The sequence below is a fragment of the Sphingomonas sp. 3-13AW genome (assembly GCF_049311085.1).
In the GTDB taxonomy this organism is placed as follows: domain Bacteria; phylum Pseudomonadota; class Alphaproteobacteria; order Sphingomonadales; family Sphingomonadaceae; genus Sphingomonas.
This window is the reverse complement of the sequence record NZ_JASNVZ010000001.1, coordinates 454753-469076: the sequence shown is the minus strand read 5'-3', so window position 1 is coordinate 469076 and position 14324 is coordinate 454753. Positions and strand designations below refer to the sequence as shown.

20 protein-coding genes and 1 tRNA gene are annotated in these 14324 nt (G+C 61.5%); 20 read left to right on the top strand and 1 reads right to left on the bottom strand.

Annotation, left to right across the window (positions count from 1 at the left end):
- Positions 1-19: 19 nt before the first annotated feature.
- From QP045_RS02655 to QP045_RS02630, 6 genes are all read left to right on the top strand, one after another.
- Positions 20-544 (top strand): hypothetical protein, encoded by a 525-nt coding sequence (locus QP045_RS02655; RefSeq protein WP_422513405.1) that lies wholly within the window; start codon positions 20-22, stop codon positions 542-544.
- A 175-nt stretch (positions 545-719) separates the two neighbouring features.
- Positions 720-1304, top strand: coding sequence for an ATP-dependent Clp protease proteolytic subunit (locus tag QP045_RS02650; protein WP_422513404.1), 585 nt, complete (start codon positions 720-722; stop codon positions 1302-1304).
- A gap of 120 nt (positions 1305-1424) precedes the next feature.
- Entirely contained in the window at positions 1425-2312 is an 888-nt protein-coding gene (locus tag QP045_RS02645) for an ADP-ribosylglycohydrolase family protein (protein ID WP_422513403.1), read from the top strand.
- A 101-nt stretch (positions 2313-2413) separates the two neighbouring features.
- Positions 2414-2866 carry a hypothetical protein gene (locus QP045_RS02640; RefSeq protein WP_422513402.1) on the top strand — a complete coding sequence of 151 codons (453 nt, stop codon included), beginning with the start codon at positions 2414-2416 and terminating at the stop codon, positions 2864-2866.
- 114 nt (positions 2867-2980) lie between these two features.
- Positions 2981-3055, top strand: a tRNA-Ile gene (locus QP045_RS02635).
- 286 nt (positions 3056-3341) lie between these two features.
- On the top strand, positions 3342-3566 hold the full coding sequence (locus QP045_RS02630; RefSeq protein ID WP_422513401.1) for a hypothetical protein: 225 nt from the start codon (positions 3342-3344) through the stop codon (positions 3564-3566).
- A 105-nt stretch (positions 3567-3671) separates the two neighbouring features.
- Here QP045_RS02630 and QP045_RS02625 read toward each other — a convergent pair whose 3' ends face one another.
- A complete protein-coding gene (locus tag QP045_RS02625; RefSeq protein ID WP_422513400.1) occupies positions 3672-4223 on the bottom strand; it encodes a hypothetical protein in 552 nt (183 codons plus the stop codon).
- 346 nt (positions 4224-4569) lie between these two features.
- On the opposite strand from QP045_RS02625, the gene QP045_RS02620 reads away from it, so the two are divergent.
- From QP045_RS02620 to QP045_RS02555, 14 genes are all read left to right on the top strand, one after another.
- Positions 4570-5787, top strand: coding sequence for a hypothetical protein (locus tag QP045_RS02620; RefSeq protein WP_422513399.1), 1218 nt, complete (start codon positions 4570-4572; stop codon positions 5785-5787).
- Between the two features lie 98 nt (positions 5788-5885).
- Positions 5886-6140, top strand: a complete 255-nt coding sequence (locus QP045_RS02615; RefSeq protein WP_422513398.1) for a hypothetical protein — start codon at positions 5886-5888, stop codon at positions 6138-6140.
- Between the two features lie 498 nt (positions 6141-6638).
- Entirely contained in the window at positions 6639-7175 is a 537-nt protein-coding gene (locus QP045_RS02610; protein ID WP_422513397.1) for a hypothetical protein, read from the top strand.
- Positions 7172-7660 (top strand): hypothetical protein, encoded by a 489-nt coding sequence (locus QP045_RS02605; protein WP_422513396.1) that lies wholly within the window; start codon positions 7172-7174, stop codon positions 7658-7660. The genes QP045_RS02610 and QP045_RS02605 overlap by 4 nt, the downstream gene beginning before the upstream one ends.
- A gap of 23 nt (positions 7661-7683) precedes the next feature.
- The gene (locus tag QP045_RS02600; protein ID WP_422513395.1) at positions 7684-7887 is read left to right on the top strand and encodes a hypothetical protein; all 204 of its coding nucleotides are present in this window, start codon (positions 7684-7686) and stop codon (positions 7885-7887) included.
- A gap of 2 nt (positions 7888-7889) precedes the next feature.
- The gene (locus QP045_RS02595) at positions 7890-8522 is read left to right on the top strand and encodes a hypothetical protein (RefSeq protein ID WP_422513394.1); all 633 of its coding nucleotides are present in this window, start codon (positions 7890-7892) and stop codon (positions 8520-8522) included.
- Positions 8523-8629: 107 nt separating this feature from the next.
- On the top strand, positions 8630-8938 hold the full coding sequence (locus QP045_RS02590) for a hypothetical protein (RefSeq protein WP_422513393.1): 309 nt from the start codon (positions 8630-8632) through the stop codon (positions 8936-8938).
- A 163-nt stretch (positions 8939-9101) separates the two neighbouring features.
- Complete coding sequence (locus tag QP045_RS02585) at positions 9102-9431, top strand: hypothetical protein (protein WP_422513392.1); 330 nt, start codon at positions 9102-9104, stop codon at positions 9429-9431.
- A gap of 4 nt (positions 9432-9435) precedes the next feature.
- Complete coding sequence (locus tag QP045_RS02580) at positions 9436-9669, top strand: hypothetical protein (protein WP_422513391.1); 234 nt, start codon at positions 9436-9438, stop codon at positions 9667-9669.
- 124 nt (positions 9670-9793) lie between these two features.
- Positions 9794-10843, top strand: a complete 1050-nt coding sequence (locus QP045_RS02575) for an aminoacyl-tRNA hydrolase (RefSeq protein WP_422513519.1) — start codon at positions 9794-9796, stop codon at positions 10841-10843.
- Positions 10844-10936: 93 nt separating this feature from the next.
- Entirely contained in the window at positions 10937-11233 is a 297-nt protein-coding gene (locus QP045_RS02570) for a hypothetical protein (protein ID WP_422513390.1), read from the top strand.
- A gap of 558 nt (positions 11234-11791) precedes the next feature.
- Positions 11792-12589 (top strand): hypothetical protein, encoded by a 798-nt coding sequence (locus QP045_RS02565; RefSeq protein WP_422513389.1) that lies wholly within the window; start codon positions 11792-11794, stop codon positions 12587-12589.
- 557 nt (positions 12590-13146) lie between these two features.
- Positions 13147-13413: a hypothetical protein gene (locus tag QP045_RS02560; protein WP_422513388.1), complete on the top strand. Its 267-nt coding sequence runs from the start codon at positions 13147-13149 to the stop codon at positions 13411-13413.
- Between the two features lie 360 nt (positions 13414-13773).
- On the top strand, positions 13774-14259 hold the full coding sequence (locus tag QP045_RS02555) for a hypothetical protein (protein WP_422513387.1): 486 nt from the start codon (positions 13774-13776) through the stop codon (positions 14257-14259).
- Positions 14260-14324 lie beyond the last annotated feature (65 nt).

Below are 14324 nucleotides of genomic sequence, written 5' to 3'. Positions count from 1 at the left end.
CGGCGATCGCGACGCCGGCATGGACAAGCCGGAGGCTCGGCTCGCCAGACTTGAAGCGGAGCTTGCTGCATGTCTCCGTAACCACACCCTGCTGCGAGGCGGGGCGGCAAAGGTCGAATGGAACAACATGCGATTGCGGACGGGCATCCGCGATCTCATCAGAAACCTGCCCGAAGACCCAGACCTCGCAGCCATCGCCGAGAAGCTCGAGGACGCGATCGCGATCCCTTTCGCGTCTGCTCTGGGGCAACCGGACAAGGTGGCGCTCCCCCCGAGCCCCGGCCCAACCTCAGCCGAAGACCGCGTGGCCTTCCTCGAAGCACGCCTACGTGAGACCGGCCGGGCAAACTACCTGATACAGTGCGCTGGCGCTCGGGCCGTCTGGAACAGCGAGGCGATCCGCGCTGTAATGCGGGAGATCGCCAAGGAGCTCACGACCCGGGATCGCGAGGACGAGCTTGAAGATCCAGCCTCGCTGGATCACGCGATGCTCGCTGCGATTGTCGATGAACTGGCATCGATACTGAAGGCAGCCGCAGACTAACCCGCGTCCCATCCTATCCGGTTCAATCCGGAATACTGGTTCTCGTAAACAGCGCACGGCAGATGCGCGTACGGCCGCCTTGAACAGCAGGCTTCCCTTTCGCGCCGGCACGTACACCACACAGGAGAATACCTTGAGTTTTGACCCCTTCTCGCCCCTCGCCGGTCTTGTTCCCATGGTCGTCGAGCAGTCCTCCCGCGGCGAGCGTTCGTTCGACATCTTCTCGCGCCTTCTGCGCGAGCGCATCATCTTCGTGACCGGTGGGGTCGAGGACGATATGGCATCCCTGATCTGCGCCCAGCTGCTCTTCCTCGAGTCAGAGAACCCGAAGAAGGACATCTTCATGTACATCAACTCGCCGGGCGGCGTGGTCACTGCAGGCATGGCGATCCACGACACCATGCAGTACATCCGCCCAGACGTCAGCACGGTATGTCTCGGCCAGGCGGCGTCGATGGGCAGCCTTCTTCTTGCGGCCGGCGCCCCGGGGAAACGCATCGCGATGGCGAATTCCCGGATCATGATCCACCAGCCGTCGGGCGGTGCGCGCGGCATGGCTTCGGACATCGAGATCCAGGCTCGCGAGATCTTGCGGATGCGCACCAGCCTCAACAACCTATACGTCAAATACACTGGCCAGCCTCTGGACGAGGTTGAGCGCAAGATGGATCGCGACACCTTTCTGGAAGCAGATGAGGCCAAGGCTTTCGGCTTGGTCGACCAGATCCTCGATACGCGTCCCGTTCCAGAAGCCGCATAGCCGAAGGCGCCCGGGCCCTGGCGCCCGGGCGGCAGCTTGTGCCTGCGACCTGCTCGGTTTCGCCAGGACGCGCGCAGCAATCTCTCGTACCATCTGCCCGCAGAAACCAAAGGACCCGACATGATCCTGCATACCGCCATCGGCGACGCTTACGGGCTCGGCTGGGAGTTCGCTGACGGACCGTCTGCTCAGCACGCGGCAAACGACCTCAGCGCGTTCCGCGTTAATCCGCGCTACCCCGAGTACCCGGCCGGACGCTATACCGACGACACCTTGCGGACTCTTGCCAATTCGGCGGTTGTGCTGGGTTCGCCAAGCGGTTGGTACGACCCGGCCGCCTACGCGGCCGCCTATCAGCGCATCCATGCTCTGGATGGACGTAAGGGCTGGTCGCGTGGCTTCCAGGCCCATCTCGACGCTCATCGTGAATCCTCGCCGCTTCAGTTCATGCTGGCGCTCCGTCGGCGTGCGACCAACGGTGCGGTTATGGGCGTCGCTCCGCTCGGATTCCTGCCAAACGAGGACATTGTCCGCATGGCCGCCACGGCGCAGTGCGTGTCCACTCATTCGGGGGCGGCCGCGTCTTCGGCGCAGACAGTCGCGCTCGCTGCCCACTACCTCATCTATGACAAGGGCCCCATCGACCAGCTTGCGGACTATCTCGAGCAGGAAGTAGACTGGGCGAGCGAGGACGAATGTAACCGGACGCTGTGCAAACGCTGGTCTCCTGTTCCGGTGCCGGCGATGCCTGCGTGGACAATCGCGGCAGGTGCGGTCTTCATCGTGGCGAGCACGACCTTCACCGGCATGGCGGACCGCCTGCAATTTGCCATCAAGCGCGGCGGCGATACCGACTCTCTCGGAGCCGTCACCATGGCGCTATGCTCCTGCGCAAAGGCGATCCCAGATGATCTGCCGTCCTCGCTGACCGACCATATCGAAGACGAGGACGGGCGGGCGATGCTCCGAAGCGTGGACCTTCAGTTGCGGGCCTTCGCCGGACTGTAGGGGAGACCCGGGACCGGGAAAACGTAACTCAGAGGAACCGGCACGCGGCATCTCGTGCGTGGCTTGCCTCCCCTCACCATCAGACCGCAAAGGAAGTCACAATGCATCCTGTTCACAAAACCGCCGCGGCGTCGCAGAGCCTGTTCATCCCTCGTGACCACTGGATCGACATTCAACGCGTGGATGGAACCGGCGATGTGGAGCGCTTCATGGATCCGGCGAGAATGCGCGCACGCTTCTCCTCGATCGTCGCCAACGAACCAGAGATCGTCTTCGTTACCGCTGTCCAGGATCTACGCCCGATCGCGCGCTTCCGGCGCGACGCTCACCCTTCCCTTCGCGCCTTGTCTGAGGAACGGCAGCGACGAGCCCTGTATCTATGTTCGGGAGCTCAAGCACGACATGAGCGACGCTATGGCGAAGTAGCACTCAGGGATGATCCTGACATCGCGATGGCTCAGATGCCGTGGTGGCGAGTGCTGAGCCGGCGCCTGACGTGCAAAGCGCGGGGGTTCGCAGAAAGTTGGCGGCAGGCTCGGCCCAGCGCCATCTAGTCGCCGGTACCTCGACTTGCATACGGTCCTCGCATAACAGGATGGTATGCGCCGCCTGGGAATACCCACCGCGGTGCTCTCCTCTCAAGTCGCCAAGGGTCGCAAACACCTTTGGGGCGCGTAGCTCAATGGTAGAGCTAGCCGCTCATAACGGCCAGGTTGCAGGTTCGAGCCCTGCCGCGCCTACCACCCGTAGAAACTGCCCCGTTCCAGTGGGCTCGTTCCAACAGATGAGGCAAGATCCATGATCCCTCTCACTCCAGATCCCGCTGATCTGCCCAGATGGATGCCCCCTGAGCACTGCTGCTTCTGCGGTGATGAAACGCGCATGTGGTACGCGCCTAGGGACGTCGCTGTTTGCGCTTCATGTGGCCAGACCCGCGAGGAGGCCGAGGTCCCAACGAAAGACGAGTGGTGCGACTCCCCCCAGGCCCACGGCTTCAAACCGCATCCCGGCGCCGTCCTACTCGACAGGATGCGCGGGACGATACGCACGACGCTTCGGCGTGACGACGACGGCAGTCACCGCGTCTACATCAACGACGTTCCTGAACCCGCCCCGATGGACGATCTCGAGACGATCGCCTGGCTCGCAGCTTTTGTGTCGGAAGTCGCGCCGGCGCCGCCGCCAGCCGCGGAACTTTATGGTGCATACAGGTCGGGATGGAGCTTAGCCGATCGAGGGATCAAGCGCGCCTGACATCTGTCTCACGGGCAGCATCCAGCAAAGCCTCCTGGGTGGGCACCGGCCTGGGCGGAGAGGCTCTCTCTCGAATAATCCGCGCTAGGCCGGCGGCCCTATCGATCACTTCTCCATGTACGCACGCGCGTGAGCTGAGGCCTGAGCAGCGGTTCCCATAATCGCCATGCCCTTGCTACGATCAGCGCAGGTCGCCCGCACCAGCTCTTCGGGAATTATCTTCAGAGCGGTTCCGCTAGGGCGACCCGTGCTCGGAACGGCGGCTGCGAGGTCATTCGATGCAGTCGCAAGGGAGATCAGCTGGAACCCCTTACGCTGGCCGTCGCAACGTGTGCGAACCACCGCATCCTGAAAACCGCCGACGCGGGATACCAAGACGATCCGGGTGAGCCTGTCATCCCCCTGTTTCCGGGATTCGGTCAGCATGAGAGCCCCCTCACGGCCGAGCAAGCGCGGCCCCTTCCAGAACGTGCGCTCCGCCTGAAAGGCCGCCGCGTCCTTGGTAACCGGAGGGCGCCCACGGCCCGCTATCTTCATCACGTCCTCGCGAGAGAGCACCTTTGCGGACGTAGGCTGAGGTGTAGGGCTCTCTGGCGCTCCGCAGGCGCCAAGGATCAGCGAAGCGGAAAACACGAAGCCGGGGACCGCGAACTTCATATAGCGAGTTCCTTCAAGGTTTTCTGGATTAGTTTTAGGATAGGTGCTAACGCGCTATCTCTTTCTTGACAAGGCGAGGATGAAAGTGTCGCAAATGGGTCCTAGATCGCTGGTCCTCCTGTTCCTTTCAGGGGCAGCCATTTTAGCAACTCCTGCTGCTGCGCAGACGCCCCCCTCGGGCGACACCAGCATCCTGATGCGGCGTCCGATCGGCTGGCCAACCACTGGCAAACCTCCTCTAACTCCCGACTGCGATCCGCTCACGCAGTCGTGCTCCGGCACTGGCCCCGGAGGCCCGACAGAAGATGGTTGGCCGAAGCGAACTAGCTTCGCTGTCGGGGGATGCATGGAAGGCACGATGATCGCATCGTGTATGACGGCAGTCATCCGTTCGCAGGAGGAGCTCATGTCTGGGAGCTTCGGGGCGGATGAGGCCGATCTGTCGGTGTGCCGTGCGCAGAACCCGAACGACCCCACCTACGTCTTCATACGACAGATGATCGAACAGTCCTCTCCGGGGGCGGTGATCCTCCCTGATGCCATCGACGGTGTCGGAAGCTCGTGCACGGTTCCGGATACTCCTGCCGACTATGAAGTGCTGCTATGGGAGGGCGGAGCCTGGTCTGGTGGGCCTGCAGTATGCGGCCAGCCGGTTACGATGACGCGGCCAGTCGGTTGCACCAGCTACAGTTTCAGGCTCAATCCCGACAGCGAGCTCGGCTACGATCTGTTCAACCCGAGGCCTGTGCCAATCGAGCGCTGCATCCGGGATGGGACGCAAAACGACAGGCCGACGGAGACTGAAGAGATCTACTCCGGCACCTATGCCGGCTGCAGTTTTACGCTCGAGCCTCACAAGGACCGGGTGATGGAATGGGTTGTGCCCGAATGGGGGGCTGGAACGCCTACATGCTCGCCACAGGCTCAAGGCAGTCTTCGTATGTCCTGCGTGATGGAGGGGGGCGTCGAGGTCCCATTGTCCGTCTGCTACGACAAGAGCATCCCGAACACGGTCGTGGTGACCCGTGGCTCTGCCGAGACCCGCGTTGGTAACTATGAGAGCTGCGCCCCCGAGTGGAAGAAGCTCGAAGATTGGGGCCCCTTCTGCGAGGGCGCGCGCAAGGTCATGGCGTATGGCCACTACTGCCGACGACCCATTCCCGACGGCAAGACTATGGGCGGCTACGACGAAGAGCTCGACGATTCCGAGTGTCAGGGTGAACGCCCTCCAGCCACCAATGAGGTTGTTGGTCAGTGCTTCAACCAGTTCTACTTCTGGGCCGATGGCACCTCCTGCTCTGGCAACAAGATCACAGAATGGCCGCGGCCCGGAACGTTGGAGGAGGGGCTCGCACTGTGCGATGCTGCCGGCGCCACCTGCTGCGAGGAGCGCTCGCGCTACAACACCGACCGCACGAACGGCTCGAGCTGGATTGCCGCTTTTAGCGGCCAGCCGGAGCATGTCCGTAACTACACCGAAAACGGCGATTGCTCGGGCGGAACCTGTTACATCGTGCCAAGCGGTGGCCACGCGAAATCCTGGGTGACAGAGCCCCAGTACTAATCCCGATATCCGCTCAGCAAGGGGCCCGGCGCGGAACGTCGGGCCCTTTTTGTTGATGATCCATTCTTCCATGCAACGACTCGACGAAGGATAGCGGCATGTCCAAAGAGGAGTGGGCGCTGGGTAAGCCGACGATACGCTCCTCCGAGTACATGCCTGTCCGCATCGTAAGGCGCGGACGTCGCTCCATCTTCGTCGAGACGGTTTCCGGCGTTGAGCATCGCTACACCACGCGCGGATTATGGGACGGCTTCGCGTCCGACGACGCGGCCGTGACAGAGATCAACGAGATGCGAGCGGCGTCAACCGAGCATGTGCTCAAGATGCGGAGCCAGGAAAACGTGATCCGCTGACCTTCGACCTGCCCGACAAGCACAAGGACCCATAATGGCCAACTTAAAGCAGATTCCGCCGGATCGCGACATCATGAGCACCGACCAGTGCTGGGTCTGCCTGACACCGTTCGGGCGGCCAGCGACACAGGAGGAGACGGTAGGCAGCCCGCTTGGCGGCCCCTTCTCTGCGCCGACCTGCGAGAAGTGTCGGACGCACCGAACGACCACGCAGGGTCAGGCATCCCATCGGATCATGCACCTCGGGCTAGAGGCGACCATCTCGGCGGCCGAACGTAGTGGGGGGCCTGACGCTGGCCCTGCTCATGTCTTCGTCGACGGTGCCTACGTTCTGCTGAGCGAGTGGGCCGCCACACCCGCTCTGGCCGAGTATGAGCGTCAATGGCGCGATTGGGAGGCCGAAGGGTCCGGCGCATGCCCCGCGCAGTAGTCGGACCCATGCCGGAAACTGACCCTATCCGCCCTGATCCACATATGGATTCGGCAGGCGCCGAGCTCATGGCCCTCTCGTTCCGTCTTGAGGCGTATCCGGAGTTCGCCGCAGATGTCGAACGCATCCGGGAAATTAGCGCCTGGGTGTCGACGGGCGGGCTGAGCGACATGGAAGCATCGCTGCTCCCCCTCCTAGGGGCTTTGATCGGTACGATGCGCAGTCGGAACCTCGTATTTCACGAGGATTTGCCGATGGCACCACAGTTCATCTCCTTCCTGGAGGCCCTACCGGACCCCCTGCCCGGCCAACCCGGCTACCTTGATCAGACCACCCTGCGCCCCCTCGATCGGCGAGACACTTTCGAGGCAGAGGTGGATCTCGCGGATGTCAGAATATGGACCGCCGCCGACCAGATCCCGCGTGGGCTGGCACGAACCTGCTCGATCCGTCCTGCGGGGGCTGTAGCCGGCGAAGGGATGATATTCGCGGAAGGAGGGGAGACGGCGCTCCTAGAAGAAGGCGTCACGCGCACCCTCATCCTCCGATCGTTCGGCGGTGCGCTCCGCATTGTCCATAAACCGACTAACCTGGAGCAGCCATGATTGGACCGTTCGAGATCAACGCCCTTCGCGGACAGATCGAAGCTGCCAATACCTACCGAGACTACATCGCCGGTGAAGGTGCGCCTCCCGACGGGCAGATCCAGCTTCTGGAGCGCATCGGGGCTCACCTGGGGATGGCGGCCTGGCTAGCCGATCACCTGGCCGCCGCCAACCACCTGCGTGTCCTTCCAGAATCAAGTGACTCGTCGCCAAGTGGCATGTCGATCGAGCTCGTCCGGCTTCTCCTGCCCGGCATGAATGTCAGGATGCTCGAGCCCACAAGTGGTGAAGGCGCAGACGGTGAGGAGTACGCTTATGCCGTCGGAACCATCGGAGAGGTCTCTTCCGTCGATACGCGCCCTGAGCCTCAGGGGTTGGCGGTCACGGTTATCATCGGGCCGCAAGATGGCGACCAGGCAATTGTGAACGTCTTCGATGAAGGGGACGCCTGGTTCCCCCTGGAGCTCGCGGATCCGAGCACTTAGCTCAAGCTGGGGAGACAAGGAAAATGGCAAAGCAGGTTGTAGATCGTTGGACGCCCACCTCCGTTGCGGAGCTTCGGGACGCTTTGGACGAGATGATGCAGTCGGCCCGCGAGGATGGCGCGGAAAGTGAGACGGTATACGTCTGCGTTCGCGATCTCGCGCTGGTGCGCGAGACGCTAACCGACGGGTCGGTCGTCTTCAACGTCGTGATCCGAGAGAACCGCTGACCATGAAGCCCGACCTTCAGACATTCTCTGTCGACGGGGCACAGGTCGAACTGACCCGCATCCCAGTCCGCCGCCACGACTGGGATCACCGCGCGCCGCGCGAGGGCGAGCCCCACGGCCACCCTCGTGAGCAAGCGCTATATGAGATCAGGATCGACGGCCAGCACGTGGGGCTAGCATATCGCAAGCACGGCTTCGGAAGGCAGTGGTGGAACATCGACCGCCTGTGTCCACAATACGGTCACATGGCCGGTATGGGCCGGCAGACCGTCACGGCGCGCGGCTGCGTTGAGGACGCCAAACGGCTTTGGGATCTCGCGGCAGTTGCGCGTGAGGCGGTAAAGTTGCGGCGCGAGAAGACCTGTGAGAGCAAACCGCCCAAGCTGGCGACGGAAGACGAGATCAAGGCCTGGGTGAAACTGTACCGTCGGCAGGAAGCCGAAGAGGAGCGGGCCAGCAAGGAGCGGCGCGCGCAATGGGATCGCGAAGCAGCCGAGCAGAAGCGCGTCGCCGAAGAGCGTCGCCTTGACGTGCTGGGTGGGCTCCAGTCGATTGATGAGCGCTTTGGCGGCCAGCTGTCAAACTTCGAAGCGAACGCCCTCCGCGTCGCGATCGCCGCTTACGCCAAGGCCTGATCAACCCGAAACGCCGCATCGCTAGTCCCCCGACCCGGTCCACCAACTCCGTTGCTGAATGGACAAGTGCCTACATTCGGGTATTATTTGATCGAGAGGACTTTATCATGAGCAACAAGAGAAATTCGAACCGCGTGCCATCCGGAATGACGCTCAAAACGGCGCTTTGCGGCGTGGCTGCCTCGACTGGTCTGACGACCTTCTTGGTACTGACCGGCGTTCGCATGGTCAGCAACGGCTCAATCGCGCTCGACATAATCAGCGCCATACTTGGGGGCGTCATGCTACTCGCGATGCTCTTCAGTGCCTGGAGCGCCGGTCGTGCATCGCAGTCCCCTTCGCGTGATCACGTCGAACCGCTTGCGCCCCGGGGTGACCCGAATGGGGGAAGGACAGCAGATCGCGTCAACGCTTAGCTGAACGCGTCTCCCCAAGAGCTAAAACGGGGCCCGCGAAAGCGGGCCTCTTCATTAAGCCTGCGAGCGCGTCCACCGCCGCTAAGGTCTCCCGCGGAGCGGTTCACAGTCCTCCACTCTTTGTCGCCTTGACGACAAAAACTCCGAAATGAGAGAAGTCCGGATGGCAAAAAGTCCTACTAGTCTTGTCCGCGCAGCCTCGTCCATTTTCACACTGCCCTACCGGGACCCGTTTTATGCGATCCTCACTGTCGCGCTTGTCTATATTTTCGAGGAACTTATTCCCGATCGGGTTGTCGCCGATCCTGCCGATCTGGCGGCGACAGCAAACGCCGCATTGACGAACCAGATTTTCTTCTGGGGCCTTCTTGCTCTAGTGCTGTTGGTCATGAACGCCGCAGTGGCCCTTATCTACCACATTCGCCTTTGCCTGCGGGGAGTAAAAGCACTGCGCGCTGGCGCCGGGAAGGTCCGACAAAGGGATGGAGAGTGACACCATGATCATCGCACAGGGATTTGCCCTCGCCTTCCTCGCGATCTTCGCGGGGCTATTCCTCATGACCCGCGGCAGCGTCCTCATCGAAGCGGGCGGCATGCGAACGCTGGCAGGCGTACCCCTCGTGGTCGCCGGCCTCGTGGCCGTGTCCATCGGGCTCATGCTCTCCACGGGCAGCTCGATGCGCATCGGGGCCATCGTCCTCCCGCCTAGCCTATGGCTCTGGAGGTTTTGACCTCTGCCTCATCCTCGACCTATCCTGAAAACGGATTGATCTCGGGCTGAGAAGAGGATACTGCCGAATAGGCTAGGTACCAGCCCACTCACGATCACAAGGAAGACGAAAATGAACACTTCGCATTGACCAACACGGTCAGACCGCACTGCCCCAGGCAGACACGAATACCGAAGATAAGCTCTATATCTACGCGCTGATCCGAGCGGATCTTGAAATGCCCGACGGCAAACTCAGCGCGCAGTCTGGCCACGCCTATACCGACGCTCTCCAAGCCTGTCAGCGACAGGCCCCCGATACGGCAGCTGCCTATCGAGAAGAGAACGGCATCGGCGGCTCCAAAGTCACCATTAAGTGCAAAAACCTCAGTCAGCTCGAGCGCGCAGCGCGAGAGTGTGCGGAGGCCGGCATCCCCCATGCCGTGGTGACCGATCGCGACCACATTCTCCTGCCCCACTTCACCGGAGCTCCGGTGGTGACCGCGCTTGGCATCGGCCCGTGCACAAAGGCGCAGTGCCGGCACATCACAAAGCGCTTCCAGTCCTTGCAAGGCAGCAGCGGCGATCGCGGGGCGATGAGCCAGGAGGTGCGCCAGGAACTCCTCAGCGCGATGCGCGGGTGTGAGCAAACCTCCGGCCTGACCATCATGGGTCACGGCGGAATGGTTCGTGATTACTATCGCGACCTGCTCGACCACCTGCGTTACGGGTCGGAGCTACGCTTTGAATGGCGGCTACCCGAGTGGATCCACAATCCACGCCTGGTCGAAGGGCTTCCTTCGGACGAAGTCATGGCGGAGTATCATGTCTTCCACGATGTCGGGAAACCATTCTGCCGCGTTGTCGACGATGAGGGCCGCCAGCACTTTCCCGATCATGCCCAGGTTTCCGCCCGAGTGTGGCGGCAGGCTGGCGGCTCGGCGGAGGTGGAACACCTCATCGAGCAGGACATGGACATCCACCTGCTAAAGGCCGAGGGCGTGCAGGAGTTCGCGGACCGCCCCTACCCGGCCGCACTCCTCCTCACTGGCCTGTCAGAGCTCCATGCTAACGCGAGCATGTTCGGCGGGATTGAGAGCACGTCGTTCAAGATCAAATACAAGAACCTGTCGAAGCGCGGACGGGCGATCCTGGCATGTCTCTCTGCGAAGGAGGTCGTGCCCATGGCGGCCTGATCGTCACCGGGACGGACTGCGCTCGTGCGCGGTCGCGGTCCCGTCGCCGGCATCGATCAACACCGCGCACATTCGTAGACAGGACATCATACCATGGACACCGACACCTTCCACGACCGTACCACTTGGCTGGCTTTCCGCGCCGCGTGGCGGGCCCGCTATAAAGAGCTCTCTGCCGAGATTCGGGGCGTTCGGCGCGAGATTCACGAGCACCGCGTCCAGCGGCGTGCGCTCGGGATAGCGGGCGAGAGCCATACACGTTCCGCGGACTACCTGCAGAGTGGGCTCTGGAGGCGCACGGATAAGGCGAACGACATGATGATTGAGTTGAGCGAGGCGAAAATGCAGAAGGCAGAGATGTTGGCCACCCGAGAGGCTGTCGCTGCCTAAGCTGTTATGGGACGGAGGCGCCACATGCGCGTCGCCGTCCCACTCATGCCGAAGACAGCCCGCGCCACCAAGGATGCCCTATGCGTAATCCGATCCGCGCTAGTCTGGACGAGATGGTCACCCGGCGTCAGATCGTCGAGCGCCTGGTCAGCCGCCACATGCGTCACTGGGCGATAGACCATCACGACGTGGGTGTGACGTGGGGTCAGCCGGTTGGAACGTTCCCTTTGTGTCGACGGGCGACCCTGCCGGGTCGATGAGAACGGTCCCATTCTCGCAAGCGGGCTATCACACCCGGGAGGGGCTTGAGAGCATCGTAGTGATCTGCTTCGAGGCAGTCCGCCGCATCCTGCGCCAAAATGCCCTAATGCGGGCCGGCTATGCCGATACTCACGCACCCGCCTGGGCAACAGCCGCCGATCCCCTCTTGATTTCGTGCCTGCAGAATTACGGAGTCGACTTGTCGACGCATACTCCTCCCCCTCCGGGGAGCAGACGATCCAGAGCGCCGACGGCGGACCATCATTGCATAAAAAAGGAACACGACTGGCTATGCAAATGCACGATCGTTCGCATGCCGATGATGCCCAGCCACAGGCATATGGTTACGATCACGCCAAGCAGGTGGCCGGCGAAGGCATCTGGTCAGTGGCACTGCCGGACGCGCCCAATATCGCTCCCAAGGACGTCGTGGTCATGTGTGTGGGGCCGCATCCTGGCGACGAGCGATATGATCCCTACGCGATCGATGCCGGTGGCAGCGGAGACCACCGCTGGATCGCGCTGCTCATCGTCGGCGAGATCGAGGGGGAGATCGACATGGTGATGGCGACGGAGACGGCCTTCCTCAACAACTACAAATGGACTCCGGCCAGGGCGGCGCCGCTCCCGATCCCCGACACCATGGCGACGCTCATCGGCATAGTCAGCGGCACACGGACCAGAAGCGAGGCTCCGCTCCCAGCCGCGGCCGCCCGCACCATCGTCGACGCAATGACGGCGGAGGCGATGACAGGCCATGTACAGCAGACCCTTCCGGCATCGCGTCTCTTCCAGTGGTTCACCACCGTCCAGATCGTGACGATCGCGGCACTCGCGATCGCCGGATTACTCTTCGTCACCAATGCCGCGAGCTACGCGCATGCTGTCCGTATCGTATCCATCGGCGCCGTGGTCGTGGCATCGTGCGGAATTCTCGTCGACGCCAACTATCGCCGTGAGACCTTGAGCATCCTGCGATTGCCCGACGGCTATGAGGAAGGGCGCGGGAAGGCCTCTAAGCATCTGCGGCTGACATGCTTCATCACCGGCTGCATGGGCCTCGTTATGTTCGCGAGTTCAAACGCGCTCGCATGATCCATTGCCACGGCTGGGGAACGACTTGCGAAGCCTGCGGTCATCCCCATCCCGCCGGGGAGCAGCGGTTTTACGAATACTGCGGTCTGTCCTATAGACACAAGGAGGTGGCCGGCGCGACGTCAAGCCACCATGAGAGGGAGTGCCATGAATAATAAGGAAGTAGAAAAAGAAGTAATGGTCTTTTTCACTATAAGCGCCGTCTTCGGTGCACTGATCGGCGTAGGCACATCATCCTGGTGTCTTGGGCTCGCCGGATTTATGGCTATGGAGCTGTTTTTTATCAGGGGACGCTAGACCTGCGTAAAGCTGTCGTTAACATTAAATAGAAGGCGTAGGTAAAGCGGATCCGATTACGAAGCTGGTGGCCCTCTTGACGATCAAGAAATCGGGAAACCTCTCAGGATGAGTCCCTGCTCTTGCTACAATCGGCGTTATGGCAATCGGCGTGACGATTGGAGTTCTGGCGATCAACCTTCTCTAAGATGTGCCTCGTTCGTGCTCAAGCTTACTCCTGAAGGCCAAAATAACATCTCCGTCAACATAGGTATTTACGCATGAACGTCGTATTGATCTTGCTCTCATTCGGTGTCATCTACCTTCTGATGGGTGTTGCCGTTGCCATGCTATACGTGGCTCCATGGCTCGAAAAGCTTTCTCCAGCAATCATCCGTAACCTCTTCAGCCATATGGATGGCGTCGAGCTCGATACTCATCATGATCTGGAGATCGCACGCAAGGCTTATATCCTCTCAATCATTCCGGCCTGGCCGATATACGCATACCGTGTTGCCACTTATGGTGAGGATCTTTCAGGAAAGTGAAGGAGTCTCACCTGCCGAGATCCGAGGCGTTCGGCGCGAAATTCACGAGCACGGCCTCCAGCGGACGTGCGCTCGGGATAGAGGGCGAGAGCTAAACACGTTCCGCGGACGACCTGCAGAGTGGGCTCTGGAGGCGGACGGATCGATTGATGAGCGCTTTGGCGGCCAGCTGTCAAACTACGAAGCCAACGCCCTCCGCATCGCGATAGCCGCTTGCGGCAAGGCCAATCCCGGTGCGCGAAAAGCGCGCAGGTAGGTCGCAGTTCAGCGGCTGTGATGAACAACGTTCCCATGGTTGACGCGGATACCATCCCGATATCGACAGGGGCGAATGAATGATCTGGGAATGGAGAAAAAGAGATGCCGCGCAAACCCCTTCCAGCCGATGTGGAGTTCCAGGTCCTTGACGCTCCGACCGTCAGGAAACTGCTCGCAGACGCCGGCATCGCGAAGCACAAGACCGCACTGCTGACGTTCGACCAGCTCCACGCGCTGATGACTGAAAACGTGGGCGCCGAACAGGGAGACGAAGCGGAACGTATCGTCATCGTGAGCGAGCGCAACGGCATGCAACTCAACCTCGCTGCCATCTACGGCCTGAGGAAGCTGAGACCAGACAGAGACCTCTCGCATGGATTCAATGTGTTCACCAAGCGAAGCCGGGCGATCGAGGTGCTCGGAATCGGCGCCGCCCTTCTGGATCTGCCCGACCTCGATATCGCGCTCAGCAACAAGGACGGGCAGGACCACGTCATAATCCGGGACGAAGACTACAGGAACGTGATGAAGGCATTTAACGAAATCGTCTCCGGAATGCCGCATGGACGCTCGCCGAAGTACGACTGACAGCTAGAGCCGTGTGTTGTGCGCTGAGTGCCTATCTTGGGTGCCTCCTGCAACGCGACGTGACG

Coding starts and splice junctions, on each gene's coding strand:
- QP045_RS02655 (WP_422513405.1), top strand. CDS start 20: ATGGACAAGCCGGAGGCTCGGCTCGCCAGACTTGAAGCGGAGCTTGCT.
- QP045_RS02650 (WP_422513404.1), top strand. CDS start 720: ATGGTCGTCGAGCAGTCCTCCCGCGGCGAGCGTTCGTTCGACATCTTC.
- QP045_RS02645 (WP_422513403.1), top strand. CDS start 1,425: ATGATCCTGCATACCGCCATCGGCGACGCTTACGGGCTCGGCTGGGAG.
- QP045_RS02640 (WP_422513402.1), top strand. CDS start 2,414: ATGCATCCTGTTCACAAAACCGCCGCGGCGTCGCAGAGCCTGTTCATC.
- QP045_RS02630 (WP_422513401.1), top strand. CDS start 3,342: ATGCGCGGGACGATACGCACGACGCTTCGGCGTGACGACGACGGCAGT.
- QP045_RS02625 (WP_422513400.1), bottom strand. CDS start 4,223: ATGAAGTTCGCGGTCCCCGGCTTCGTGTTTTCCGCTTCGCTGATCCTT.
- QP045_RS02620 (WP_422513399.1), top strand. CDS start 4,570: ATGGAAGGCACGATGATCGCATCGTGTATGACGGCAGTCATCCGTTCG.
- QP045_RS02615 (WP_422513398.1), top strand. CDS start 5,886: ATGTCCAAAGAGGAGTGGGCGCTGGGTAAGCCGACGATACGCTCCTCC.
- QP045_RS02610 (WP_422513397.1), top strand. CDS start 6,639: ATGGCCCTCTCGTTCCGTCTTGAGGCGTATCCGGAGTTCGCCGCAGAT.
- QP045_RS02605 (WP_422513396.1), top strand. CDS start 7,172: ATGATTGGACCGTTCGAGATCAACGCCCTTCGCGGACAGATCGAAGCT.
- QP045_RS02600 (WP_422513395.1), top strand. CDS start 7,684: ATGGCAAAGCAGGTTGTAGATCGTTGGACGCCCACCTCCGTTGCGGAG.
- QP045_RS02595 (WP_422513394.1), top strand. CDS start 7,890: ATGAAGCCCGACCTTCAGACATTCTCTGTCGACGGGGCACAGGTCGAA.
- QP045_RS02590 (WP_422513393.1), top strand. CDS start 8,630: ATGAGCAACAAGAGAAATTCGAACCGCGTGCCATCCGGAATGACGCTC.
- QP045_RS02585 (WP_422513392.1), top strand. CDS start 9,102: ATGGCAAAAAGTCCTACTAGTCTTGTCCGCGCAGCCTCGTCCATTTTC.
- QP045_RS02580 (WP_422513391.1), top strand. CDS start 9,436: ATGATCATCGCACAGGGATTTGCCCTCGCCTTCCTCGCGATCTTCGCG.
- QP045_RS02570 (WP_422513390.1), top strand. CDS start 10,937: ATGGACACCGACACCTTCCACGACCGTACCACTTGGCTGGCTTTCCGC.
- QP045_RS02565 (WP_422513389.1), top strand. CDS start 11,792: ATGCACGATCGTTCGCATGCCGATGATGCCCAGCCACAGGCATATGGT.
- QP045_RS02560 (WP_422513388.1), top strand. CDS start 13,147: ATGAACGTCGTATTGATCTTGCTCTCATTCGGTGTCATCTACCTTCTG.
- QP045_RS02555 (WP_422513387.1), top strand. CDS start 13,774: ATGCCGCGCAAACCCCTTCCAGCCGATGTGGAGTTCCAGGTCCTTGAC.